The sequence below is a fragment of the Rhodoferax ferrireducens genome (assembly GCF_049302455.1).
Lineage (GTDB): Bacteria > Pseudomonadota > Gammaproteobacteria > Burkholderiales > Burkholderiaceae_C > Rhodoferax > Rhodoferax ferrireducens_B.
The window spans coordinates 90827-117000 of the sequence record NZ_JBAQMD010000066.1 but is presented as its reverse complement, the minus strand read 5'-3'; the positions used below and the strand labels follow the sequence as shown (position 1 = coordinate 117000).

Annotated in this window: 18 protein-coding genes and 2 pseudogenes; 7 read left to right on the top strand and 13 right to left on the bottom strand. The window is 59.0% G+C overall.

Annotation, left to right across the window (positions count from 1 at the left end; genetic code table 11):
• From WA157_RS11985 to WA157_RS11975, 3 genes and pseudogenes are all read right to left on the bottom strand, one after another.
• Positions 1 to 363 (bottom strand): annotated as a pseudogene (locus WA157_RS11985) (hypothetical protein); the annotation flags it as partial.
• A 7-nt stretch (positions 364 to 370) separates the two neighbouring features.
• Positions 371 to 1792, bottom strand: coding sequence for a sensor histidine kinase (locus WA157_RS11980; RefSeq protein ID WP_422621171.1), 1422 nt, complete (start codon positions 1790 to 1792; stop codon positions 371 to 373).
• Between the two features lie 193 nt (positions 1793 to 1985).
• Positions 1986 to 3575: a methyl-accepting chemotaxis protein gene (locus WA157_RS11975; protein ID WP_422621170.1), complete on the bottom strand. Its 1590-nt coding sequence runs from the start codon at positions 3573 to 3575 to the stop codon at positions 1986 to 1988.
• A 179-nt stretch (positions 3576 to 3754) separates the two neighbouring features.
• On the opposite strand from WA157_RS11975, the gene WA157_RS11970 reads away from it, so the two are divergent.
• The 7 genes from WA157_RS11970 to WA157_RS11940 all read left to right on the top strand — a co-directional run bounded on the left by WA157_RS11970 (position 3755) and on the right by WA157_RS11940 (position 14340).
• Positions 3755 to 5011 (top strand): MFS transporter, encoded by a 1257-nt coding sequence (locus tag WA157_RS11970; protein ID WP_422621169.1) that lies wholly within the window; start codon positions 3755 to 3757, stop codon positions 5009 to 5011.
• Positions 5012 to 5036: 25 nt separating this feature from the next.
• Complete coding sequence (locus tag WA157_RS11965; RefSeq protein ID WP_422621168.1) at positions 5037 to 6665, top strand: antiporter; 1629 nt, start codon at positions 5037 to 5039, stop codon at positions 6663 to 6665.
• 111 nt (positions 6666 to 6776) lie between these two features.
• Complete coding sequence (locus tag WA157_RS11960) at positions 6777 to 10577, top strand: nitrate reductase subunit alpha (RefSeq protein ID WP_422621167.1); 3801 nt, start codon at positions 6777 to 6779, stop codon at positions 10575 to 10577.
• Positions 10574 to 12097, top strand: a complete 1524-nt coding sequence (narH, locus tag WA157_RS11955; protein WP_422621166.1) for a nitrate reductase subunit beta — start codon at positions 10574 to 10576, stop codon at positions 12095 to 12097. Before WA157_RS11960 ends, narH begins: the two co-directional genes overlap by 4 nt.
• A gap of 2 nt (positions 12098 to 12099) precedes the next feature.
• Positions 12100 to 12807, top strand: coding sequence for a nitrate reductase molybdenum cofactor assembly chaperone (narJ, locus tag WA157_RS11950; RefSeq protein ID WP_422621165.1), 708 nt, complete (start codon positions 12100 to 12102; stop codon positions 12805 to 12807).
• Positions 12804 to 13538, top strand: a complete 735-nt coding sequence (gene narI / locus WA157_RS11945) for a respiratory nitrate reductase subunit gamma (RefSeq protein WP_422621164.1) — start codon at positions 12804 to 12806, stop codon at positions 13536 to 13538. The genes narJ and narI overlap by 4 nt, the downstream gene beginning before the upstream one ends.
• Before the next feature lie 10 nt (positions 13539 to 13548).
• The gene (locus WA157_RS11940) at positions 13549 to 14340 is read left to right on the top strand and encodes a peptidylprolyl isomerase (RefSeq protein WP_422621163.1); all 792 of its coding nucleotides are present in this window, start codon (positions 13549 to 13551) and stop codon (positions 14338 to 14340) included.
• Between the two features lie 25 nt (positions 14341 to 14365).
• Here WA157_RS11940 and WA157_RS11935 read toward each other — a convergent pair whose 3' ends face one another.
• The 10 genes and pseudogenes from WA157_RS11935 to WA157_RS11890 form a co-directional block, all read right to left on the bottom strand.
• On the bottom strand, positions 14366 to 14806 hold the full coding sequence (locus WA157_RS11935; protein ID WP_011465075.1) for a cyclic nucleotide-binding/CBS domain-containing protein: 441 nt from the start codon (positions 14804 to 14806) through the stop codon (positions 14366 to 14368).
• Between the two features lie 47 nt (positions 14807 to 14853).
• Positions 14854 to 15909 (bottom strand): 2-oxoacid:ferredoxin oxidoreductase subunit beta, encoded by a 1056-nt coding sequence (locus WA157_RS11930; RefSeq protein ID WP_422621162.1) that lies wholly within the window; start codon positions 15907 to 15909, stop codon positions 14854 to 14856.
• Positions 15906 to 17750, bottom strand: a complete 1845-nt coding sequence (locus WA157_RS11925) for a 2-oxoacid:acceptor oxidoreductase subunit alpha (RefSeq protein WP_422621161.1) — start codon at positions 17748 to 17750, stop codon at positions 15906 to 15908. Before WA157_RS11925 ends, WA157_RS11930 begins: the two co-directional genes overlap by 4 nt.
• A 54-nt stretch (positions 17751 to 17804) precedes the next feature.
• Entirely contained in the window at positions 17805 to 19637 is a 1833-nt protein-coding gene (locus WA157_RS11920; RefSeq protein ID WP_422621160.1) for an FAD-dependent oxidoreductase, read from the bottom strand.
• 162 nt (positions 19638 to 19799) lie between these two features.
• Entirely contained in the window at positions 19800 to 20309 is a 510-nt protein-coding gene (locus WA157_RS11915; RefSeq protein WP_422621159.1) for a VOC family protein, read from the bottom strand.
• Positions 20306 to 22360: an acetyl-CoA carboxylase biotin carboxylase subunit gene (locus WA157_RS11910; RefSeq protein ID WP_422621158.1), complete on the bottom strand. Its 2055-nt coding sequence runs from the start codon at positions 22358 to 22360 to the stop codon at positions 20306 to 20308. Before WA157_RS11910 ends, WA157_RS11915 begins: the two co-directional genes overlap by 4 nt.
• Positions 22361 to 22732: 372 nt before the next feature.
• Positions 22733 to 24265, bottom strand: a complete 1533-nt coding sequence (locus WA157_RS11905) for an acyl-CoA carboxylase subunit beta (protein WP_422621157.1) — start codon at positions 24263 to 24265, stop codon at positions 22733 to 22735.
• A 62-nt stretch (positions 24266 to 24327) separates the two neighbouring features.
• Positions 24328 to 25311, bottom strand: a complete 984-nt coding sequence (meaB, locus tag WA157_RS11900; protein ID WP_422621175.1) for a methylmalonyl Co-A mutase-associated GTPase MeaB — start codon at positions 25309 to 25311, stop codon at positions 24328 to 24330.
• 195 nt (positions 25312 to 25506) lie between these two features.
• A pseudogene (locus WA157_RS11895) lies at positions 25507 to 25716 on the bottom strand (GIY-YIG nuclease family protein); the annotation flags it as partial.
• Positions 25713 to 26159 carry a hypothetical protein gene (locus WA157_RS11890; RefSeq protein WP_422621156.1) on the bottom strand — a complete coding sequence of 149 codons (447 nt, stop codon included), beginning with the start codon at positions 26157 to 26159 and terminating at the stop codon, positions 25713 to 25715. The pseudogene WA157_RS11895 and the gene WA157_RS11890, both read right to left, overlap by 4 nt.
• Between the last annotated feature and the right edge of the window lie 15 nt (positions 26160 to 26174).

Below are 26174 nucleotides of genomic sequence, written 5' to 3'. Positions count from 1 at the left end.
CTGGGCACGTATGAGCTCGCTCAGCTGATGAAGCTGACTCCGGGCCAGGGCCAGCTGCAGCTGTGGGGTCGGGCCGGCCGCGTCGCCCAGCCGGATCACTTCCTGGCTCAACTCTGCCGGCGCCAGCCGGCGCACCCGGTCCGCATAGGCCAGCATGCGTGTGACGGCGTCAGTCGCCTGCGGCGCGACCGGGCCGACCGGCGATACCGGCAGGCAGGCCTGGGGGGCAGCAGCCGGCGTGGCAATTGCGCCCGTTGCGTCGTCACCGCGAGGGCCGAAACGGCCAGCGCAGCCGGCCGCCAGCATCGCGACAGCGATGGATGCCAGCAAACCGAGACGAGCCAGGCGATGAGGCTGTCTCACGGGAAAATCAGGATTTGAAAACATGGGGAAACTCGATTCTGAAGTGGGCACCGCCTTGGTCCGGCAGCAGCTCGATGCGGCCGCCGTGCGCGGCAATATATTCGTTCACGATGGACAGACCAATGCCGCTGCCCCGCGCCACGTCGCTGGGTTGGCGCTCGCCACGGTAAAACGGCTCGAAAATCCGCTCGCGATCGGCCAGGGCCACTCCGACACCCTGGTCGTGAATGTCGATGCGGACCAGGCCCGGCAGTTTACTCAGCTCCAGGCGGATCTCGCCCTTTGGCGGTGAGTAGCGGATGGCATTGGACAACAGGTTGGCCAGCACCGTGCCGATTTTTTCGGGGTCCAGCTCCACCAGGATCGGCTTGCCGACGACGGTGACCGACAGGTCGCGCGCGCGCCATTGCAGACGCTGCGCGTCAACCTGGGCCTCAACCAGCTCCAGCAGGTTGGTCGTCTCGCGGTGCAACTGGCGGGCCTCAAACGCCGCCGTATTAAAACGCAGCAGGTCTTCAATCTGGCCCTGCAAGACACCGGTGTTGTGCCGCAGGATTTGCGCGATTTCACGCTGCTCGTGGCTCAGTTCGCCGGCCACGCCGTCCTCCAGCAGGGAGACGCCTTCACGCAGCGATGCCAGCGGGGTCTTGAGTTCATGGGAGATATGGCGCAAAAAACGCGCTTTGTCGGCGTCGAGCTCGACCAGCCGCAGGCGCAGCCAGTTCAGCCGCTGCCCGACCATCGCCAGGTCAGCCGGCCCGCGAATGGCAATCACCTGATCGAGCCGGTTTTCACCCAGGCCGACGATGGCATGTTCCAGACGCTTCAGCGGCACGGTGAACCAGATGCCGAAAGCCAGCGCCATGGCGACCGCCAGTACGATGGCCCAGGTGACTTGCTGCGCCAGGTGACTTCGGCTGTCTTCGAGCTTGGCTTCCAGCGCCTGGTTGCGCTGCTGGATGGTCTTTTGCACCTGCACCGCGATGGCCGAATTGACATCATCGAGTGAGCGAAACTCTTGTGCTATCTGGCGTTCCCGCTCCAGCGCGGTATCGGGGGCGCCGGTCAACAGGTTGCCAACAGCTTGCAGGTGCGCCTGCCACTGCTGCTTGGGCCCGTTGGGCAAGCCTTGTGCTGTCAGGCTGGCCAGGAGGGTGGCTGCCTCGCGCGCCTGGTCGGAAAAGCGCAGGCGCAAGACGCGGTCGTCCAGCACCACCGACTGGCGCGATGTGCGCTCCAAGGAAACGCTGAGCTCGCTCAGCGACTGGGCGAGCCGGCTGAGCTCAAGCGATCGGGACGCGCCGTCGCGGCTTTGCAGCGTGAGTTCTTCCAGCGTGAACAGGGCGCGCAACGAGGCCGCACCCAGCAAAGCGGCAATCAGCAAAAAAGCGATCACCAGCAGTTGCCGGAACGAAAATTTCTGCAGCATCTTTAAAAGTTAGGGGGTTGCGGTAGTGAAGGTGTTGCCAGTGCAAGGGGGCCGCTTCAGACAGCACCCGTGTGTTGTTGGCGCTTCACGGCGTGGCAAGGAATCTGGCACCATGACTCAAAAATTCATTGTAGATCAATGATCTTGCCACCGGAAAACGATTAAATGCCATCGCCAGGATGGCCTTCATGCCTCAACTGGCAGGCCGGCTATGGCCAATGCTGAGCAGGGTTCCATCGCCCAGCTTGAAGACACTGACGACTTGTTCCAGATGGCCCGCCTGATCCTGCATCGATTGCGCGGCGGCGGCGGCCTGTTCGACCAGGGCGGCATTTTGGTGGGTGACATTGTTCATTTCGCCAATCGCATCGTTGACCCGCTCGATGCCTGCGGTCTGCTCAACGCTGGCGGCGGCAATGTCACCCATGATGTCGGTGACGTGGCGAATGCTGTTGACGATTTCAGTCATGGTGGTGCCAGCCTGATGGACCAAGGTGCTGCCGGCATCGACTTTGTCGACCGAGTCGCCGATCAGCGTCTTGATCTCATGGGCCGCGGCAGCTGAGCGCTGTGCCAGGCTGCGTACTTCCGCGGCGACGACCGCAAAACCGCGCCCCTGCTCACCGGCGCGCGCCGCTTCCACTGCCGCATTCAAGGCCAGGATGTTGGTCTGGAATGCGATGCCATCGATGACGCCAATAATGTCGCCAATTTTTTTCGACGATGCATTGATGGACTCCATGGTATGGACCACTTGCGCCACCACGGCCCCGCCTTTGACCGCGACCTCGGATGCGGAAATGGCAAGCTGATTGGCACGCCGCGCATTATCGGCATTCTGGTTGACCGTGGACGTGAGGTCTTGCATGGAGGACGCCGTCTTCTCCAAAGAACCGGCCTGCGACTCGGTCCGTCTGGACAAATCGAGATTGCCGCGGGCAATCTCACTGGAGGCGCCGAAGATGGTGTCGGTGCCCTCGCGCACCTGGCCGACGACTCGCACCAGGCTTTCATTCATGTCTTGCAAGGCCTGCTGCAGCTCGCCCATTTCGTTGTTGGAGTCAACCGAGATTTGCTGCGTCAGATCGCCAGCCGCAATGTTGCGCGCCACCTTCACGCCGGACTCCAGCGGCTGGGTGACGACTTTGCGAATGAACGGGTAGATCAGCATCAGCACCGGAATGCAGGTGATGAAGGCGGCAAGAATCGACTTCAGACGCTGATCAGCCAGGCCCGCGTTGACCTGATCGAGCGAGACCTTCATGCTGACAGCACCCAGCACGGTGTTCTCGGGCACCAGGTGACAGAGCGTGCAGTCCTTGCCCAGGGAATTCTTCATCGCCAGGGTGGGACGCACGGCCCGCAGATATTCACCCTTGCCGTCGGATTCGACCTGGATGACTTCCTTGCCGGTCTGCAGCACCTGTTTTTCGATGGCGTCCGGATTGCTGTCATCCTTGGCGGTGCCGGGCCCAAAGAGCTTGCTGACGCTCTCGCCGCGCAGCACGCGCACGTCACGAATCGAGCCGAGCTGCTTGACCTGATCGAGAAACACATCGCGCTGCGCCACGGTGCCTGTCACCATCATGCCCGTGAGTCCCGCCATGGTGGCGTTGTGCATGCTGAGGGAAAATTCGCGCGCCTGATCCAGGGCCGCCTCGCGGTAAACATAGCCTTGCCAGACGATCACCCCGGACCACACAACGATCAGGGCGGCTCCGATGGTGGCCAAGAGCTGTACCCAGATTTTGAATTTAGCGACGCGCAAGGTGTGAGTCCTCATGGGATCGAATAAAAAAGCCGCTGATTTTACCGTGGGGTGGTCTGGCTCACCTAGTTCGTTAGAACTAGGTGAGCGGCATCGCGCATAGTTCTTTTTTCAAGAAGGACCTGTTCCACAGAGGGATAGCGTCGCAGGGTTGAAAAACCTAAAGTCATGTCAATCCAAAAGGAGTTTCTGACATGACCAAGAAAGGGCAAGCCCTCTCGGTGCTGATGGTTAGCACATTCGCATTCACCGTGTGTTTCATGGTCTGGATGATGTTTGCCGTGATCGGTATCCCGATCAAGAAAACACTGGATCTCAATTCAACCCAATTTGGCATTCTGATGGCGATGCCCGTGTTGACCGGCTCGCTGATCCGGGTGCCACTGGGCATCTGGACGGACAAATTTGGCGGCCGCATTGTGATGACCGTCCTGATGGCCTCCACGGTGCCCGCCATCTGGCTCATGACCTACGCCACCGCCTATTGGCACTACCTGAGCATTGGCCTCTTTGTCGGTATGGCGGGCGGCGCGTTCTCGGTCGGTACGCCCTACGTGGCACGCTGGTTTCCGAGAAAACAGCAGGGCTTTGCGATGGGTATTTTTGGCATGGGCAACGCCGGAGCCGCCCTGAACAAGTTTGTGGCACCGGCGCTGGTGGTGGGCTTTGGCTGGACCATGGTGCCCAAGGTTTACGCCGGCATCATGCTCGGCACCGTCATTCTGTTCTGGTTGTTCAGCCACAGCGATCCAACGCACCAGGTGCCCAGCCACGTCAAATTTGTCGATCAACTCAAGTCGCTGAAAGACCCCAAAGTTTTCAAGTACTGCCAGTACTACAGCATCGTGTTTGGCGGCTATGTGGCCATGTCGCTGTGGATGGTGCAGTACTACGTGGGGGAGTTCGGGCTGGATATTCGCACCGCCGCCCTGCTGGCCGCGTGCTTTTCGCTCCCAGGTGGCATCCTGCGTGCCGTCGGTGGCTGGTTGTCGGACAAATACGGCGCCCACGCCATGACCTGGTGGGTGCTGTGGGTGAGCTGGGTCTGCCTGTTTTTGTTGAGCTACCCGCAAACCGACTTGACGATCGCCACCACGTCGGGCCCAAAAACATTTCACATCGGCCTGAACGTCTATCTCTTCACCATTTTGATGTTCACCCTGGGCGTTGCCTGGGCTTTTGGCAAAGCCAGCGTGTTCAAGTACATCAGCGATGACTACCCGCACAACATCGGCACCATCAGCGGCATTGTGGGTCTGGCCGGCGGCATGGGCGGCTTCTTGTTGCCCATCATGTTTGGCGCCCTGATGGACCTGACCGGCATCCGCTCCAGCGCCTTCATGCTGATGTACGGCGTGGTCTGGGTGTCGCTGATCTGGATGTACCTGACCGAGATACGCCGCAGCGAATTTCTGGGCAAGAGCGTCCCGGCGCCCGCAGCGCAGAACTGAAGCCAATTTTTTTTGAAAGACCACAATGACCAAGCAAGCAAGAACCGGTGCTGACATTGCCGACTGGCGCCCCGAAGACGAGCAGTTCTGGGAAAACACCGGCAAAAAAATCGCCTACCGCAACCTGTGGATTTCCGTGCCCAGCCTGCTGTGCGGTTTCGCCGTCTGGGGCATGTGGGGCATCATCACGGTGCAGATGCTCAACCTGGGCTTTCCTTTTACCCAAGCTGAACTGTTCTCGCTCACCGCCATTTCCGGGCTGGCCGGCGCCACCATGCGCATCCCCTCGTCTTTCTATATCCGCCTGGCCGGCGGGCGCAACACCATTTTCCTGACCACTGCCATGCTGCTGGCACCGGCCCTGGGCACTGGCATCGCATTGCAGCACAAGGATTGGCCTCTCTGGGTGTTCCAGATGCTGGCCTTGTGGTCGGGCGTGGGCGGTGGCAATTTTGCCAGTTCCATGTCCAACATCACCACCTTCTTTCCCAAGCGCCTGCAAGGCACCGCGCTCGGTCTTAATGCCGGCTTGGGCAATTTCGGCGTCACCGCCATGCAGATCATTATTCCTTTGGTGATGACGGTTGGCATGTTTGGCGCCATGGGCGGAGACCCGATGCCGCTGATCAAGGACAGCGGCTGGATATTCGGAAAAATTGTCGCCGGCACCCCAACCTACATTCAAAACGCCGGGTTTGCCTGGGTCCTGTCACTGGTTCCCTTGTCGGCACTGTGCTGGTTTGGCATGAACAACCTGCTTCCTATTTCCCCCAATATTGGCGGCACCTTGATGGCGTTCATCAAGATCACCTGGATCTACACCTTGACCTTCATTCCGGCCGGGATCGGTCTGTATCTCTATATGCCCGCACCGACCGGCCTTGGCTTGCTCAATATGTGGATTGCCATGCCTTTGATCATTGTCGGGACCCTGTTTCTGATGAAGCTGGCTGCGTTTGGAACGATGAAAGACAACATTGCCAAGCAGTTTGAAATCTTCAAGAACAAGCACACCTGGTCGTTGACCTTGCTGTACCTGGTGACCTTTGGTTCGTTCATTGGTTTTTCGATGGCACTGCCGCTGGCCATCACCGTGATCTTTGGTGTCAGCCATGTGCCGGACGCTGCCGGTGTGATGCAACACACGCTGAAAAACCCGAACGCACCGTCGGCCCTGACCTACGCCTGGATCGGCCCCTTTGTCGGCGCGCTGATTCGGCCGGTAGGCGGCTGGATTGCCGACAAGGTGGGGGGTTCCATCGTGACGCAGATCATCTCGGTGGTGATGGTGGGCGCCTCCACGGGCGTCGGCTACGTGATGATGCAAGCCTATGGTTCAGCGACGCCCGAGCAGTACTTCTCGCTCTTCATGTGGTTGTTCGTGCTGCTGTTTGCCGCCAGCGGCATTGGCAACGGTTCTACTTTTCGCACCGTCGGCGTGATCTTTGATCGCCAACAGGCCGGGCCGGTGCTGGGTTGGACCTCGGCCGTGGCAGCCTACGGCGCCTTTATCGCACCGGTCGTGATTGGGACCCAGATCAAGGCCGGCACGCCGCAAACCGCCATGTACGGCTTTGCCATCTTTTACGCCCTGTGCCTGGTGCTCAATTGGTGGTTCTACCTGCGTGCCGGCTCGGAAATCAAGAACCCATAAGCCATTTGCTCCGACACCCATGCGCTTAATACGCTATTTATTTAATAGCACACTAGGCAGATAACACGGGGGCTAGAGCCTGTTTTTATATAAACTTTACCGAGGTATTCCATGAGCCACTTCCTGGATCGACTGACTTACTTTTCACAACCCAAAGAGCCTTTCTCGGGCGAGCACGGCGTCACCACGGGTGAAGACCGCACCTGGGAAGACGCCTACCGCGACCGCTGGGCGCACGACAAGATCGTGCGCTCCACCCACGGTGTGAACTGCACCGGCTCTTGCTCGTGGCAGATCTTCGTCAAGGGCGGCATCGTGACCTGGGAAACCCAGCAGACCGACTACCCCCGCACCCGCTGGGACATGCCCAACCACGAACCGCGGGGTTGCGCACGCGGCGCCAGTTACAGCTGGTATTTGTACAGCGCCAACCGGGTCAAGTACCCGATGGTGCGCGGCCGCCTGCTTAAATTGTGGCGCGAAGCCCGTCAGTCCCATGATCCGGTCGATGCCTGGGCCTCGATTGCCCAGTCTGAGCCTAAGCGCCGCGAGTACCAGAGCGTGCGCGGCCTGGGCGGTTTTGTGCGTTCCAGCTGGGAGGAAGTCAATGAGATGGTGGCGGCAGCCAACGTTTACACCATCAAGCAACACGGCCCGGATCGCATCATCGGCTTCTCGCCGATCCCGGCGATGTCGATGGTTTCGTATGCGGCGGGTAGCCGTTATCTGGCGCTCATCGGTGGCGTGCCGATCAGCTTTTACGACTGGTACTGCGACCTGCCACCGGCCAGCCCGCAGGTCTGGGGTGAGCAAACCGACGTGCCGGAATCGGCCGACTGGTACAACTCCACGTTCATCATTGCCTGGGGCTCCAACGTGCCGCAGACGCGCACGCCGGACGCCCATTTCTTCACCGAGGTGCGCTACAAAGGGGCCAAGACAGTGGCGGTGACGCCCGATTATTCAGAAGTGGCCAAGCTGTCCGACATCTGGATGAAGCCCAAGCAAGGGACCGATGCGGCGGTGGCGATGGCCATGGGCCACGTCATCCTGAAGGAGTTTTACTTCCCCGATGGAGGCAAGCCGCGCAGCGCTTACTTTGACAACTACGTGCGCCGCTACACCGACATGCCCATGCTGGTGATGCTGAAAGAACATCAGTTGCCCAATGGCGACACGGTGATGGTGCCGGATCGTTATGTGCGCGCCTCTGACTTCAATGGCAAGCTCGGCGCCGCCAACAACCCCGAATGGAAAACGGTTGCCTTCGACGACAACGGCAAAGTGGTTTTGCCCAACGGCGCAATCGGTTTCCGCTGGGGCGCAGACGGCCGTGCCGATGAAGGCCAATGGAATCTTGAAGCGAAAGAAGCTCGCCACGGCACTGAGGTCAAACTCAAGCTCTCGGCGCTCGAAGGTGAGAACCCAAGCAGCGAGACGGCCAAGGTCGGCTTCCCCTACTTCGGCGGCATCGTCAGCGAGCACTTTCCGAACAACGCCACCGGAGCGGGCGCCAACAATGTGCTGGTGCGCACGGTGCCGGTGCAACGCATTTCGCTCGGCAAAGAAGGCGACCAGCGCGACGCCCTGGTCGCCACCGTGTTCGACCTGCAAGTGGCCAACTACGGTGTGGCACGGGGTCTGCCGGGCGAGCTGGCGGCGAAGGATTTCAACGACGACACGCCTTACACACCGGCCTGGCAGGAGCGCATCACCGGCACGCCGCGCGAGCAGCTCATCACGGTGGCGCGCCAGTTTGCCGAAAACGCCGACAAGACGCAGGGCAAGTCGATGGTGATCATTGGTGCGGCCATGACCCACTGGTACCACTGCGACATGAACTACCGCGGCGTCATCAACATGCTGATGATGTGCGGCTGCATTGGCCAAAGCGGCGGCGGCTGGGCGCACTACGTGGGCCAGGAGAAGCTCAGACCCCAGACTGGCTGGACCGCACTCGCCTTTGCGCTGGACTGGGTGCGCCCGCCGCGGCAGATGAACGGCACCAGCTTCTTCTACACGCACACGGATCAGTGGCGCTATGAAAAACTGGGCGTGGATGAAATCCTGTCGCCGCTGGCGGACAAGTCCAAATTTGGCGGCAGCATGATCGACTACAACGTGCGCGCCGAGCGCATGGGCTGGCTGCCGTCGGCACCCCAACTCAAGACCAATCCGTTTCAGGTGGTGCGCGACGCCTTTGCTGCGGGCATGGACGCGAAAGACTACACCGTCAAGAGCCTGAAGGACGGCTCGCTGCAGATGAGCTGCGAAGACCCGGACCATCCTGACAACTGGCCGCGCAACATGTTCATCTGGCGCTCCAACATCTTGGGCTCCAGCGGCAAGGGGCACGAGTACTTCTTGAAGCATCTGCTGGGCACCACGCATGGCGTGCAAGGCAAAGACCTGGGCGCTGACGAAGCCCGTCCAACCGAAGTGGTCTGGCATGACAAGGCCCCTGAAGGCAAGCTGGACCTGGTGGTCACGCTGGACTTCCGCATGAGCACCACCTGCCTGTACTCCGACATCGTGCTGCCGACCGCCACCTGGTACGAGAAGAACGACCTCAACACCAGTGACATGCACCCCTTCATTCACCCGCTGTCCACCGCCGTGGACCCGGCCTGGCAGTCCCGCAGCGACTGGGAAATCTACAAAGGCTTTGCCAAGAAATTCAGCGAAGTCTGTGTCGGCCATCTGGGAGTCGAGCGTGAAATGGTGCTCACCCCCTTGATGCACGATTCCCCCGCCGAGCTGGCGCAGCCGTTTGGCGTGCAAGACTGGAAGCGCGGCGAGATTGACCTGATCCCCGGCAAGACCGCACCCAATATGACGGTGGTGGAGCGGGACTATCCGAATGTGTACAAGCGCTTCACGGCCCTGGGCCCGCTGATGAACAAAGTCGGCAATGCTGGCAAGGGCATCGCATGGAACACACAAACCGAGGTCAAGCAACTCGGTGAGCTCAACGGACTGGAAACGGCTGAGGGGGTGACCTGCGGCATGCCCAAAATTGACACCGACATCGATGCCTGTGAGGTGATCCTGCAGCTCGCACCGGAAACCAATGGGCATGTGGCCGTCAAAGCCTGGGAGGCCTTGAGCAAACAAACCGGGCGGGACCACACCCACTTGGCCTTGCACCGTGAAGACGAAAAGATACGCTTTCGCGATATTCAGGCGCAGCCGCGCAAGATCATCAGCTCCCCCACCTGGAGCGGCATTGAGTCCGAAACCGTGTCCTACACCGCCAACTACACCAATGTGCATGAGTACATTCCATGGCGCACCCTCACCGGTCGCCAGCAGTTCTACATGGATCATCCGTGGATGGCCGCGTTTGGCGAAGGCTTCACCAGCTACCGCCCACCGGTTGACCTCAAGACCACCGCCGGCATCCAGGGTGTCAAGCCCAACGGCAACACGGAGATTGCGCTGAACTTCATCACGCCGCACCAGAAGTGGGGTATTCACTCCACCTACAGCGACAACCTGATGATGCTCACGCTCAGCCGCGGAGGCGCCATCGTCTGGATTAGCGAAGATGACGCCAAGAGCGCCGGTATTGAGGACAACGACTGGATCGAGCTGTTCAACGTCAACGGCGCACTGACGGCGCGCGCGGTGGTCAGCCAGCGGGTCAAGCCCGGCATGGTGATGATGTACCACGCACAAGAAAAAATCATCAACATCCCGGGCTCCGAGATCACCGGTGGCCGGGGCGGCATTCACAACTCGGTGACCCGCATTGTGCTCAAACCGACTCACATGATTGGTGGCTACGCGCAATTCAGTTACGGCTTCAACTACTACGGAACCATTGGCACCAACCGCGATGAGTTTGTCGTGGTGCGCAAGATGAACAAGGTGGATTGGCTGGATGAAGAGACACAAGGAGCAGCAGCATGAAAATACGCGCACAAATTGGCATGGTGCTGAACCTGGACAAGTGCATCGGTTGCCACACCTGTTCCGTCACCTGCAAAAACGTCTGGACCAGCCGCCCTGGCATGGAATACGCCTGGTTCAACAACGTCGAGACCAAACCCGGCATTGGCTACCCCAAGGAGTGGGAAAACCAGGACAAATGGAATGGGGGCTGGCATCGATTAGCCAGTGGCAAGATCGAACCGCGCCAGGGAGCAAAGTGGAAGTTGCTGATGCGCATCTTCGCCAACCCGAACCTGCCCGAAATTGATGACTATTACGAGCCCTTCACCTTTGACTACGAGCACTTGCAGTCGGCACCTGAATCAAAAGCCGTACCGACAGCGCGCCCGCGCAGCCTGATCACCGGCCAGCGGATGGAGAAAATCGAATGGGGTCCGAACTGGGAAGAAATTCTGGGCGGCGAATTCTCCAAGCGCAGCAAGGACAAGAACTTCGACGATATCCAGAAGGACATCTACGGGCAGTTTGAAAACACCTTCATGATGTACCTGCCAAGGCTGTGTGAGCACTGCCTGAATCCGGCCTGCGTGGCGAGCTGCCCCTCGGGCTCGATCTACAAGCGCGAGGAAGACGGCATTGTGCTGATTGACCAGGACAAATGCCGTGGCTGGCGCATGTGCGTCAGCGGCTGTCCCTACAAGAAGATCTACTACAACTGGAAGAGTGGCAAGGCAGAGAAGTGCATCTTCTGCTACCCGCGTATTGAAGCCGGTCAGCCGACCGTGTGCTCGGAAACCTGCGTCGGTCGTATTCGTTACCTTGGCGTGCTGCTGTACGATGCCGACCGGATTCAGGAAGCCGCCAGCGTCGAACATGATCGCGATCTGTACCAGGCCCAGTTGGACATCTTCCTTGATCCCAACGACCCCAAGGTGATCGAACAGGCTAGAGCCGACGGCATTCCCGACAATTGGATGATTGCGGCACGCAAGAGCCCGGTGTACAAGATGGCCGTTGACTGGAAAGTCGCCCTGCCGCTGCATCCCGAGTACCGCACGCTGCCGATGGTCTGGTATGTACCACCGCTGTCGCCCATCAGTGCCGCCGCCAATGCCGGTCACATCGGCACCAACGGCGAAATTCCGGACGTGAAACAACTGCGCATCCCGGTCAAGTATTTGGCCAATCTTCTGACCGCTGGCGACACCCAGCCGGTCGAGCGCGCACTGGAGCGCATGCTCGCCATGCGGGCGTACCAGCGTGAAAAACATGTCGATGGCCGCATCAACACCGCAGCGCTGGATCAGGTCCACATGACCCAGGCCGAAGTGGAAGAGATGTACCACGTGATGGCGATTGCCAATTACGAGGATCGTTTTGTGATCCCGAGCACGCACCGCGAGTATGCAGAGAACACCTTCGATGTGCGCGGCGGCTGCGGCTTCTCGTTCGGCAATGGCTGCTCGGATGGCGCCAGTGAAACGAGTTTATTTGGCGGCCCCAAACGCCGCACCATTCCAATCAAGGCGGGAGTCTGATCATGGCACTCAAAAACGCTTCTATCACCCTGCGCGTGCTGGCACGCCTGCTGTCCTACCCCAACGCCGAACTCAAAAGCGACCTGGCCGACATGCAGAGCGCCGTTCACGCCGAGCAGGCCCTGGGCAAGGATCGACTGGCTGAAATCGACGCACTCACCAGGCACCTGGCGCACAGTGACACGCTGGAACTTGAGGGCGAGTTCGTCGAACTGTTTGACCGGGGTCACGCCACCTCACTGCACTTGTTCGAGCATGTGCATGGCGACTCGCGCGAGCGCGGTCCGGCCATGATTGACCTGGTGCAGACCTACGAAAAAGCGGGTTTGTTTCTGGGGCCAGATGAAATGCCGGACTACCTGCCGGTGGTGCTTGAATTTGTGTCCACGCAACCGCCCAAAGAAGCCCGCGCTTTTCTGGCCGAGATGGCGCATATTTTCAATGCCATCTTCAGCGCCCTGCAACAACGCCAGAGCGCTTACGCCAGCGTGCTGGGTGCCCTGTTGGAATTGGCCGGCGAAAAGGCGCACGCCGTCAAAGTCGCGGCCGAGGAGCCGCTCGATGCCAGCTGGGAAGAACCTGTGGTCTTCGACGGTTGCTCTGTCAAAGGGCAAGCCAAACCGGGTCAATCGCAAGCGATTCACTTTGTCAAAAATGAGGCGACGCACGCCAGCGCAAAGGCCACCGTGCACGAAGGAGTACCACAATGAACGCGTTCGAGAATTTTCTGTTTGGCATCTATCCCTACATCTGCCTCACCGTTTTTTTGCTCGGCAGCCTGATTCGATTTGACCGGGACCAATACACCTGGAAGAGCGATTCATCGCAGATGCTCAAAGCCGGGCAGTTGCGCTGGGGCAGCAACCTGTTTCATATCGGTGTGCTGTTCCTGTTCTTCGGGCATTTCGCGGGCCTGCTCACGCCGCACTTTGTCTATGAGCGCTTCGTGAGCGCAGGTGACAAGCAATTGATGGCCATGGTCACTGGCGGCATCGCAGGGCTGCTGGGTTTTATCGGCGTGAGCTTGCTGTTGCACCGCCGACTGTCCGAGCCCCGTATCCGCATCAACTCCAAAACCAGCGATATCTTGCTGCTGGTTTTGCTCTGGCTCCAGTTTGCCCTGGGACTGGTGACGATTCCGGTGTCGGCACAACATATGGACGGCGGCTTGATGATGGCATTCGGTGAATGGGCACAGCACATTGCCACGTTCCGTCCGGGTGCAGCTGAGCTTCTGGCTGGGGCCGGCGTGATTTTCAAATTGCACCTGTTCCTGGGCATGAGCATTTTCCTGATCTTTCCGTTTACCCGGCTGGTGCACGTCTGGAGTGGTTTTGGCACGGTCGCGTATCTGATGCGACCTTACCAGGTGGTACGCGCCCGTCGCTTGAACGTGCCGGCCGGTCAGAATCAACCCCGCCAGCCCGGCGCGGGCGTATAAGGATTGAGCCATGCAAGTCAACACGCCATCTCAAGCAGAAATTGCCCACGTCAACGGTTTGGCACTGCACGCGACAGACGAGGTACTGTCCGCCGACGAGCTGCGCCAACGTGCCTGTTCCGAACTGTTGCGCCAAGCCGCCATTGCCAAGGGCTTGCTCCCCGCCAGCGACACCTTGTCCACCGACGGCGTATTGAGTGAAGACGCCAGCAGCGCGATTGAAGCCTTGCTGGAGCAAAGCTTGGCCATCCCGGAGCCCTCGGAGGAGGCCTGCAGGCGCCACCACGCCGCGCACCTTGCCCTCTACAGCACCGGTGAGCGGGTCGAAGTACGGCACATTCTGTTCGCCGTGACACAAGGCGTTGATGTGGTGGCTTTGCGCAATCGCGCCGAGACCACCCTGCTCGACGTGCGCTGCCATGACGGAACTGGTGCTGAAGACAGATTTGCCAAAGCGGCCGGCACCTTGTCCAACTGCCCGAGCGGGGCGCAGGGTGGCAAGCTGGGCTGGCTGGTCGCCGCGGACTGTGCCCCCGAGTTCGCCAAGGAGCTTTTTGGCCACACAGAGGTCGGTGTGCTGCCGCGTCTGGTGCACAGCCGTTTTGGTTTACATGTGGTTGAAGTGCTGGCGCGCGAGCCCGGGGTTGAACAGCCGTTTGAAGCCGTCAGAGGAGCTGTTGCGATGTCACTGCGGCAAAAGACTTACGTGACCGCCTTGCGTCAGTATTTGCAGCTGTTGGCCGGCCAAGCGGACATCGCTGGGGTCGACCTGGAGGCGTCGGACACAGCCCTGGTTCAGTGACCGCGCCATCAATGGAAGCGACGCTCTAACCGAGGGCGTCGTTCACCTGGTCGTTGAACTCGGCCAGACTGACAGCATTGCCAATCTCGCGAGGCATGGCGTCGCGAATCGAAAATACGCCCAGGATCTTGCCCGCCGTATTGATGATCGGCAAATGCCGGAAACCACGCTCGATCATGATTACCACGGCATCCGCAACTCTCATATCGGGACCAACGCTTTGAGGGTTGCGTGTCATCACATCCGACGCCAGCGTGGTTTGTGGGTTGAGTGCCTTGGCCAGCACGCGGGTCATCAAGTCACGTTCGGTCAGGATGCCCTGCAACACCCCTGCAGCATCGATGACCAGAATACTGCCGCAGTTGGCCTTGGTCATGATGCACGCCGCATCCCAAACGCTGGCCTGCGGTAAAAGGCTCACCACATGACGCTGTGGTATCGATTGAAACACGGTGCGTTCAGGCATGATTTGCGTCCTATTCAAAAAAATGAATGAAAAAGTGCAGGCCAGTATCAGCGCAGGGCTGCGTTGATCTTGTCGAGCGCCTGAGACCCCGGGCAAAGTTGCTTGACACCAAACTTGTTCAGGGGAGTGTCGCTGGTGTTGAGTGACACATGCAAATCAACGGCAAGCGGATCGAGGTAGAGCAGACCAGTGACCACTTCACCACGTTCCTGGTGCGCGTTGATGTAGCTGAGCGCTGCGTAGCGGTCAGTCGGATCGTAATCGCTGTGCAGCTTGCGCAGACGCAAAATGGTGCCGTCGTGTTGTTCGACATCCACCACTTCGCCTGGCGCGTACTCGGTCGTGATCGGGCTGTGCTGCGGGATGAAGTCAATGCGGCTGACCGCTTCGTTGTGCGCACGCACATAGTCGTAGCTCTTGGTGCTGCCGCCATGATTGTTGAAGGTCACGCAGGGGCTGATGACATCAATAAACGCCGCTCCACCGTGTTCGATGGCACCCTTGATCAGGGGCACCAGCTGGGCCTTGTCACCCGAGAAGCTGCGCGCCACATAGGTAGCGCCCAGTTGCAGGGCCAGTCCGACCAGATCAACGGGGCTGTCGCGGTTGATGGCCCCCTTCTTGCTCTTGGAGCCCCGGTCTGCCGTGGGCGAAAACTGCCCCTTGGTCAACCCATAAACGCCATTGTTTTCAACAATGTAGGCCATGCGCACGCCCCGGCGCATGGCATTGGCGAACTGCCCCAGGCCAATGGAAGCCGAATCACCATCACCCGACACGCCCAGGTACAGCAAATCGCGGTTCGCCAGATTCGCACCGGTCAAGACCGACGGCATGCGTCCATGCACGGTATTGAAGCCATGCGAAGCGCCAAGAAAATAGGTAGGTGTCTTGGAGCTGCAACCGATGCCCGACAACTTGGCAACACGGTGCGGCGCGATATCCAATTCAAAACAGGCCTGAATGATGGCCGCTGAAATGGAGTCGTGGCCGCAACCGGCACACAGCGTGGAAACCGGGCCTTCGTAGTCACGACGGGTGTAGCCGACCTTGTTCCTGGTCAGCTCTGGATGATGCATCCGGGGTTTGGCAATGTAGGTCATGCGGCCTCCTTTTGCAGGGAAGTGATGGAAGAAACCAGCGCATTCAAATTCTTGCTGATGGCCTGGGTGATGAATCGTGCCGTGATGGGGGTGCCGTCGTAGTGCAGCACCTTGACCAGACGCTTCGGATCAACCTCCAGTTCATTGACCAGCAGGGAGCGCATTTGCGCATCACGGTTTTGCTCGACGACAAACACCTTGTCATGCTCCGCGATGAACCGATCAACCGACGCCGGGAACGGGAACGCCAGAAGCCGCATCGCATCCAGATGCATGCCCTGCTCTTCGAGCACATCCAGGGCTTCGCGCATGGCCGGGCTGGTTGAACCAAAATAGATCACACCGAAGCGCGTGGCTTGCTGGGCCTTGCGCAGCAGCGGTTGCGGCACCAGATCGGCGGCAGTTTTGAACTTCTTGAGCAGACGTTCCATGTTGTAGACGTAATCTGGCCCGCGCTCGGAGTAGCGGGCATAGGCGTCTTTGGAAGTGCCGCGCGTAAAGTAAGCACCCTTGCTCGGATGCGTACCCGGCAGCGTGCGCCAGGGAATGCCATCGCCGTCCACATCTTTGTAACGACCAAAATCCTTGCCGGCTTCGAGTTCCTCGGCCGTCATGACCTTGCCGCGATCGTATTCACGCGCATCGTCCCAGACGAAAGGCTTGCACAAGCGCTGATTCATGCCAATGTCCAGATCGGACATGACAAAGATCGGCGTTTGCAGACGATCAGCCAGATCCAGCGCCGCCGCCGCATGCTCAAAACACTCATGCGGGTCTTGCGGGAAAAGCATCACATGCTTGGTGTCGCCATGTGACGCGTAGGCGCAAGCCAGCAAATCAGACTGCTGCGTGCGCGTGGGCATGCCGGTGGAAGGCCCGCCGCGCTGCACATTGATCAAGGTGACCGGAATTTCGGCGAAGTAGGCCAGCCCAAGGAACTCGGTCATCAGCGATATGCCAGCGCCGGAGGTGGCGGTGAAAGACCGCGCGCCATTCCAGCCAGCGCCAATGGCCATGCCAATAGAGGCCAATTCGTCTTCGGCTTGCACGATGGCGTAATTGAGTTGACCGGTTTCAGGATCGACCCGGAACTTGTCGCAATACTTCTGAAATGCCTCGGGCACCGAGGACGACGGTGTAATCGGGTACCAGGCCGCTACCGTGGCACCACCATAGACGCAGCCCAAAGCAAGCGCGCTGTTGCCATCCGTAAAAATCTGGTCGCCCACCTTGTCGGATCGGCGCACCCGGATGCCCAATGGGGCCTCAATATGCTGCTTGACGTAGTCGCGCCCCAGATGGATCGCGCGCACGTTGGACTCAAGCAGTCGCTCCTTGCCCTTGAACTGCTCGGCAAAAAGCTTTTCAAAAACACTGGCATCAACATCGAGCAACACAGAGAGAGCGCCGACGTAAATGATGTTCTTGAACAACTGACGTTGCCGGGGATCGGTATACGCCGCGTTGCTGATTTCGGTCAGTGGCACGCCGATGACTTGCACATCCTTGCGAAACTTGGACTCAGGGATGGGGCGCGTGCTGTCGTAAAAAAGATAACCACCGGGCTCGATTTCGGCCACGTCCGCGTCCCAGGTCTGGGGATTCATGGCGACCATCATGTCAACGCCACCGCGGCGTCCGTGGTAACCCTTTTCGCAAACCCGCGCCTCGTACCAGGTCGGCATGCCTTGAATGTTGCTGGGGAAGATGTTGCGCGGACTCACCGGCACCCCCATGCGCATCACAGCCTTGGCAAACAGTTCATTGGCCGAAGCCGAACCGGAGCCGTTGATATTGGCAAATTTAATGACGAAATCGTTAATGGCTTCAATGCGCTTCATGCTTAATTCCTAATTGGTTGGGGACAGAGCTAGCTCGCTAACGCGTAGCTGCGGTCAGTCCCGCAAAGCTTCATGATGAACTTTTTGGCTGTCCCGACACCCGGGACCAGCCTGGGTCGTGTTCAGCAAGAATTTCTGCATATCCCAAGCGCCCGTCGGGCAACGCTCGGCACACAAACCACAGTGCAAGCACACGTCTTCATCCTTGACCATGACACGCCCGGTCTTGAGTTCGCTCGAAACATACAGGTCTTGCGCCGTGTGGTGCGCCGGGGCTTTCAGCCGGGTACGCAAATCAGCTTCGTCACCATTGCTGGTGAAGGTGATGCAATCCATCGGACAGATATCGACACAGGCGTCGCACTCGATGCACGTGTCACGGTTGAACACGGTCTGCACGTCACAGTTCAGGCAGCGACTGGCTTCCTTGAAAGCGGTGGCGGCATCAAAACCCAGTTCCACTTCGACGCGGATGCTCGCCAATGCCACCTCGGCCTTGGCCCAGGGCACGACAAAGCGCTTGTCGACCGATACATCGTTGTGGTAGCTCCACTCGTGAATACCCATTTTCTGGGACATCAGGTTAGTGCGTGGTGCCGGGCGAACCTCCACCGCTTCGCCATTGAGAAACCGGTCAATCGACACCGCGGCCTCATGACCATGCGCCACGGCGGTAATGATGTTTTTAGGTCCATACGCGGCGTCGCCACCAAAGAACACCCGGGGAACAGATGATTGAAAAGTATCTTTACCCAGCACCGGCAAGCCCCACTTGTCAAACTCAATGCCAGTGTCACGCTCAATCCAGGGGAAAGCGTTTTCTTGACCGACGGCCACCAGCACAGTGTCGCACTCAAAAACCACATCAGGCTCGCCCGTGGGCACCAAGGTGCGCCGACCCTTGTCGTCATAAACCGCGCTCACCACCTCAAAGGTCATGCCCGTGAGCTTGCCGTCCTTATGGTTGAAACTTTTTGGAACATGGAAGTTGATGATTGGAATGCCTTCGTGTTGCGCGTCTTCCTTCTCCCAAGGCGAGGCCTTCATCTCTTCGAAGCCGCTGCGCACGATCACTTTGACGTCGGAGCCACCCAGGCGCCGAGCGGAGCGGCAGCAGTCCATCGCGGTGTTGCCGCCACCCAGCACAATGACACGCGGTCCGACGCTGGTGACGTGGCCAAAGGAAACGGACGCCAGCCAGTCAATGCCAATGTGAATACCAGCCTCGGCTTGTTTATGCCCGGGCAAATCCAGCACCCGTCCCCGAGGCGCGCCACAGCCGACAAACACAGCGTCATAGCCCTGCGCCATCAACTCTTTCATCGAGTCAACACGCTGATTATTCTTGAACTTCACCCCCAGATTAAGGATGTAACCTGTCTCTTCATCAATGACCGATTCGGGTAGCCTGAAATGCGGAATCTGGGTGCGCATAAAGCCGCCGGCCTTGGCTTCGCCCTCGAACACGGTCACTTCGTAACCCAAAGGTACCAGGTCACGTGCCACCGTCAATGACGCCGGACCCGCTCCAACACAGGCGATGCGTTTGCCATTGGACGGCGCCACCTGGGGCATACGCGCTTTGACATCGTCCTTGTTATCGGCGGCCACCCGTTTGAGGCGACAAATCGCCACCGGCTCGGGCTTCTCGCCATTGTTTTCCTCGACGCGTCCGCGACGACAGGCGGGCTCACAGGGACGGTCGCAGGTGCGCCCGAGAATGCCTGGAAATACGTTGGACACCCAATTGATCATGTAGGCATCGGTGTAACGCCCTTGACCAATCAGACGAATATATTCAGGAACGGGGGTGTGGGCCGGGCAGGCCCATTGACAATCAACGACTTTGTGAAAATAAGCCGGATTGCCCAGGTTGGTAGCTTGCAATTTTGTCTCCTATACCCTTGATACACCGCTGCTGCGAAGGTGCTTGAAAAAGTGTACACGCATAGGACTGTAATTCACTCTCGGGTCAATCCCGTAGCCAGGTGCTACAAAGGCGTTAGTTATTGACCCAACGCAAATATCTGGCGTCGACCCGCACAAACTTCAGGCCGCCCCTGCCGACAGCTTGCCCAACGCAACAACAACCTCCGCCGGGGCCTGCACCAACTCAATCAAAACCCCCTCGCCACTGATCGGAAATTCGTCATTCGATTTAGGGTGCAAAAAACAGATATCAAAACCAGCCGCACCCTTGCGAATGCCGCCCGGCGCAAAACGCACACCATTGGCCGTGAGCCATTGCACGGCCAATGGCAGGTCGTCGATCCAGAGCCCGACGTGGTTGAGCGGCGTGCTGTGTACGGCAGGCTTCTTGTCAGGGTCCACCGGCTGCATCAGGTCGACTTCAACCTTGAATGGACCGCTGCCCATGGCGCATATGTCTTCATCCACGTTTTCACGCTCGCTCCTGAAAGTGCCCGTCAGTTCCAAGCCCAGCATGTCGATCCAGAGCTTTTGCAGTCGGGTTTTGTCGGTGCCTCCAATCGCAATCTGCTGGACGCCCAGCACTTTGAAAGGCCGCTCCGAAGCTGGCCGAAAAGAGCCGCTACTCATGCGAACTCCACAATCGGCTGATCCACGGTCAGGCTCTCTCCCTTCGCCGCCAACACCTTGGCCACCACACCGTCGGCCACCGCAAAGAGCACGTTTTCCATCTTCATGGCCTCGATCACCGCCACGCGCTCACCCGCCAGCACTTTTTGACCCGCTTGTACCGCCACGTCCACCAGCAAACCTGGCATCGGGGACAGCACATAACGGCTCATGTCGGGCGGCGCCTTGTAGGGCATCAGGGCATAAAGCTCGGCGGCACGCTTGGAGAGCACCAGCGTGTCAATCTGTGTGCCGTTGTGCAAAACCCGGATCGCCAGCGGATTTTTGCCAGCCAAACTGCCGCGCTCGACCTGCGCTGTGAAGGGCTCGCCATTGCAAGTGCCCTCCACACGCACTTGACCCAGGTGGTAATTGCTGCATATTTTGTAGCTGCTGGCGCCCACCCTGACAAGACCACAGCCTGTTTTCCCTTCAAATTCCGTGACGACAACCGGTGTCGGTTTGGAGGCCCCTTGCTGACCCAGGGTCACCACCACAAAGTCTTCACCCACCTCCACCTCATGGCCCTCCATCTGACCGCTGATGAATGTGGCGCGGTTGCGGTACATGCGGTTAACAAATGCCGCCAGGGCAATCAGCAGGTCGGCATCGTCGTGCGGGACATCTTCGGCGCGGAAACCTTTTGAATAATTCTCAGCAATAAAACCGGTGTTGAAGTCCCCGGCAACCACTTTGGGATGCGCCAGCAATGCGGCCTGAAACGGGATGCTGCTACTGACGCCACGGATCACAAAACCGTTGAGTGCTTCGCGCATCTTGGCAATCGCGTCAAGGCGGTCCTTGCCATGCACGATCAGCTTGGCGATCATGGAGTCGTAATACATCGGAATTTCGCCGCCGTCCTGCACCCCGGTATCCACCCGCACACCGTGCCACTGGCTGGTATCGGCCGCAAACATGGTCTCCTTCGGCGGCTGAAAGCGCACCAGTCGCCCGGTCGATGGCAAAAAGTTGCGAAACGGATCTTCGGCGTTGATGCGGCATTCAATCGCCCAGCCATCGCGCTTCACATCAGCCTGGCTCAAAGGCAGCTTTTCACCCGCGGCGACGCGAATCATCAGCTCCACCAGGTCCAGGCCCGTGATGCACTCGGTCACTGGGTGCTCCACCTGCAAGCGGGTATTCATCTCCAGAAAGTAAAAACTCTGGTCTTTGCCGACGACGAATTCCACGGTACCGGCACTCTGGTAGTTCACCGCTTTGGCCAGCGCCACCGCCTGCTCGCCCATCGCCTTGCGGGTGGCTTCGCTGATGAAGGACGACGGCGCTTCTTCCAGTACCTTTTGATGACGACGCTGGAGCGAGCATTCACGCTCGTTGAGGTAAACCACGTTGCCAAAGCTGTCGCCAATCAACTGAATTTCAATGTGGCGCGGCTCCTCGACATACTTCTCGACAAACACGCGGTCGTCGCCAAAGCTGCTGCGAGCTTCGTTACGGCAACTGGTATAGCCCTCAAACGCTTCCTTGTCGTTGTAGGCGACGCGCAGGCCTTTGCCACCGCCGCCCGCGCTGGCTTTGATCATGACGGGGTAGCCAATGCCTTGGGCAATTTCCACCGCCTTTTCCGCCGTTTCAATCGCGCTATTGACGCCGGGAATGCAGTTCACGCCCGCAGCTCCAGCCAGCTTCTTGGACTCAATCTTGTCGCCCATGGCGGCCATCGAGTAATGCTTGGGGCCGATGAAGACAATGCCTTCTTCTTCCACTTTTTTCGCAAATGCCGCGTTTTCACTCAGAAATCCATAGCCGGGGTGCAAGGCCTGGGCGCCGGTCTGCTTGCAGGCGGCGATGATCTTGTCGGCCTGCAGATAGCTGTCGCGGCTCGGCGCCGGGCCGATGTTGACAGCCTCGTCGGCCAACAGCACATGGCGTGCGTCCTTGTCGGCGTCGGAATACACCGCCACCGTTTTGATACCCATTTTTTGGGCGGTCTTGATGACACGGCAAGCGATCTCGCCGCGGTTGGCGATCAGAATTTTGGTAAACATGGTGCTCTCCTAACGTTATTCGGTCAGCGAATGTTGAAATTCGTTGTGGTACTGGGTCTGTTCTGTTGACGGTGCGCCAAGGTCTTCTTCTGGGCCCGCGGCAGGCCGGGGGTGTCCGTCTGCGCTCATGTCCCCCGTCCAAAGGCTCCCGCCTTTGGACTCCTCCTTGACTTCGCTGCAACGGACACCCCCATCCTGCCGCTGCGAAGTTCTGAATTTGACTTTCGCGCTGGAATACCAAGTGGCCGGGATCGGGCTGTCTGGGTGTTCTGCGTAGGTAAAGGAGGAGGCCGCAGGCCGGGGGACACGCAGCAGAGCACCCGGGCAGGCCGATCCAGCGCGATACAACTTCATATGAAACCTCAACGGAAGTTACAGCGGAATATTGCCGTGTTTGCGCCACGGGTTCTCAAGCTTCTTGTCACGCAGCATGACCAGCGAGCGGCAGATGCGTTTTCGGGTTTCGTGCGGCAGGATCACGTCGTCAATAAAACCCCGGGCCCCCGCCACAAACGGATTGGCAAAGCGGGCCTTGTACTCGGCTTCTCTGGCGGCCAGCTTGGCGGGGTCGCCCTTGTCTTCACGGAAAATAATTTCCACCGCACCCTTGGCGCCCATCACCGCAATTTCGGCGTTGGGCCATGCCAGGTTGACGTCACCGCGCAGATGCTTGGAGCTCATCACGTCGTAAGCGCCACCGTAGGCTTTGCGGGTAATGACGGTAATCTTGGGCACCGTGCACTCGGCAAAGGCATACAGCAGCTTGGCACCGTGCTTGATGATGCCGCCGTACTCCTGCGCGGTGCCGGGCATAAAGCCAGGCACATCGACAAAGGTGATGACCGGGATGTTGAAGGCATCGCAAAAGCGCACAAAGCGCGCCGCCTTGATACTGCTCTTGATATCCAGGCAGCCAGCCAGCACCAGCGGCTGATTGGCCACGATGCCCACGGTCTGTCCTTCCATGCGGCCAAAGCCAATCAGGATGTTCTTGGCGTACTCGGGCTGCAGCTCAAAAAAGTCGCCATCGTCCACCGTCTTGACGATCAGTTCCTTCATGTCGTAGGGCTTGTTGGCGTTGTCGGGCACCAGCGAGTCCAGGCTCAGGTCCATACGGTCGGCCGGGTCGCCGCTGCGGCGCACCGGTGCTTTCTCGCGGTTGTTGAGCGGCAGGTAGTTGTAGAGGCGACGCAGCATCAGCAACGCTTCCACATCGTTCTCAAACGCCAGATCGGCCACGCCGCTCCGGGTGGTGTGGCTGATGGCGCCGCCCAGCTCTTCGGCCGTCACCTCTTCGTGCGTCACGGTCTTCACCACCTCGGGGCCGGTGACGAACATGTAGGAACTGTCCTTGACCATGAAGATGAAGTCGGTCATGGCGGGTGAGTACACCGCACCCCCGGCGCAGGGGCCCATGATCATGCTGATCTGCGGCACCACGCCGCTGGCCATCACGTTGCGCTGGAACACATCTGCGTAACCGCCCAGAGACGCCACGCCCTCCTGAATACGGGCGCCACCCGAGTCGTTCAGGCCGATCACGGGTGCACCAACCTTCATGGCCTGGTCCATCACCTTGCAAATTTTTTCCGCGTGCGCCTCACTCAAGGCACCACCAAACACGGTGAAATCCTGGCTGAACACAAACACCAGGCGACCGTTGATCATGCCGTAGCCGGTGACCACGCCATCGCCCGGAATCTTCTGGTCCTGCATGCCGAAATCGACGCATCGGTGTTCGACGAACATGTCCCACTCTTCAAACGTGCCCTCGTCGAGCAGCAAATCCAGGCGCTCGCGGGCAGTCAGCTTGCCTTTTTTGTGTTGCGCGTCAATGCGCTTTTGGCCACCACCCAGGCGCGCAAGCTCGCGTTTGGCTTCAAGTTGTTCAAGGATGTCGTGCATGGTTTTCTCTTTCTTAAGATGTGATCGTCTCGGTCGATGTTTACTATTATTTTTATAGCTAACTACGCCCTGTTTACCTGGGCTAGGAGCAAATTTCGTGCTGCAGTGGAGGCGGCCATGCGGCCTTCCAGCACCGCCTGGGTCAGTTGGGGCAGCAGCGCCTGCACTTGCGGGTGCTGGCGAAACGCCTGCTTCAAACCGGCATCAATACGCTCCCACATCCAGGCCAGTGATTGCTGCTGGCGGCGTGCGGCGAAGTTGCCACTTTGTGTTTGCAGTGCCTTGAAATGCTGCACCGCAGCCCAGAAGGTTTCCACGCCCTGCTCTTTCAGGGCACTGATTTGAATCACTTGCGGATGCCAGATTGCTTCATTGTGATGCGCATGTTCCGGGTTGCCATGCAAGCCCAGCAAGCGCAGTGACGAGGTGATCTGCGCTTGCGCCCGCGTGGCGGCATGAGGGTCAATATCAGCCTTGTTGATCACCACCAGATCAGCCAGCTCCATCACGCCTTTTTTGATCGCCTGCAGATCGTCCCCCGCGTTGGGCAGTTGCATCAGCACAAACATATCGGTCATGTTGGCCACGGCGGTCTCGGACTGCCCCACGCCCACGGTTTCGACAATCACCACGTCATAACCTGCGGCCTCACACACCAGCATCGCTTCACGCGTTTTTTCGGCCACGCCGCCGAGCGTGCCACTGCTGGGGCTGGGGCGGATGTAAGCGTGCTCATGCACCGAGAGCTTTTCCATGCGCGTCTTGTCGCCCAGGATCGATCCCCCCGAGACGGAGGAAGACGGGTCAATGGTGAGCACCGCCACGCGGTGGCCCTGACCAATCAGATACAGGCCCAGCACCTCGATGAAGGTAGATTTGCCAACGCCCGGCACGCCGCTGATGCCGAGACGGAACGATTTGCCGGTGTGAGGCAGCAAGGCCGTCAAAAGCTCGTCAGCCTGCACCCGATGGTCGGCGCGGGTCGATTCCAGCAAAGTGATGGACTTGGCGATGGCACGGCGCTGGGCAGCATGATTGGCACTCAAAACGCCTTCGAAATAGACCCGTTCGGGCTGAGCTTGTCGAAGCCCACCGAGCCCTTCGACAGGGCCTGTCCTGAGCGTGTCGAAGGGCTCAGGGTGAACGGCGGAATCCGGTGTTGCTTGTAAATCAGTCTTTGACTTGGACAGTTCCTTGATTCGCGCCCAATCCCCAGCAATCAAAGCCTCTTTCTTCGCACGCGACCAACCTTTGATCTGCTGCTCAAACGCAATCGCCCCTTCGCGGGTTTCAAACTCGCCTTGCCAGACAAGCTCAACTGGCTTGCGCGTCGCGGTGTAGCCAATTTCGCCCGCGTAATGCTGCTGCATGCGGACCTCAATGTTGTCGGTTTGCCCGGCGTAATAAGAGCCATCGGAGCATTGCAGGAGATAAACAAAGAAGGGCTTCATGCCAGACGAACTCCACATCTCAAGTCCCGGGGCCCCAAGCGCTTAAGAGGTGCAAGCTTCACTTCAAAGGCGTCAACATCCCAGCGCCACGCTTCCTGAATTGTGTAACTTTCGTCGTAAAGAACCCAAATGAAAAAATCCCAATCTTGATTGCTTGGCTTGCCTGTTCTGGTAACGAAAGAGCCCGGCTTACCACTCGGGCGATTCCCTTTTACTTGGTAGCGCTGACCTGAATACCGAAAATCAAAGCCCTTGCGAACCGCAGTCGCACCTTGCATTTCTAGCGAATAACTCTCTGGCGAGTGACCGATCAACATAGCTGCATCAAACTCAGCGACAGCTCCAGTCACACCTTGCGGCGCCACTCCAAAGGCCTTCTCCCACTCAAGAGCAATGCGAACCAGGTCTGTACGGAGACTGTTATGGGTGTAATCGTGCGTCACAGTAGTACTTTGACA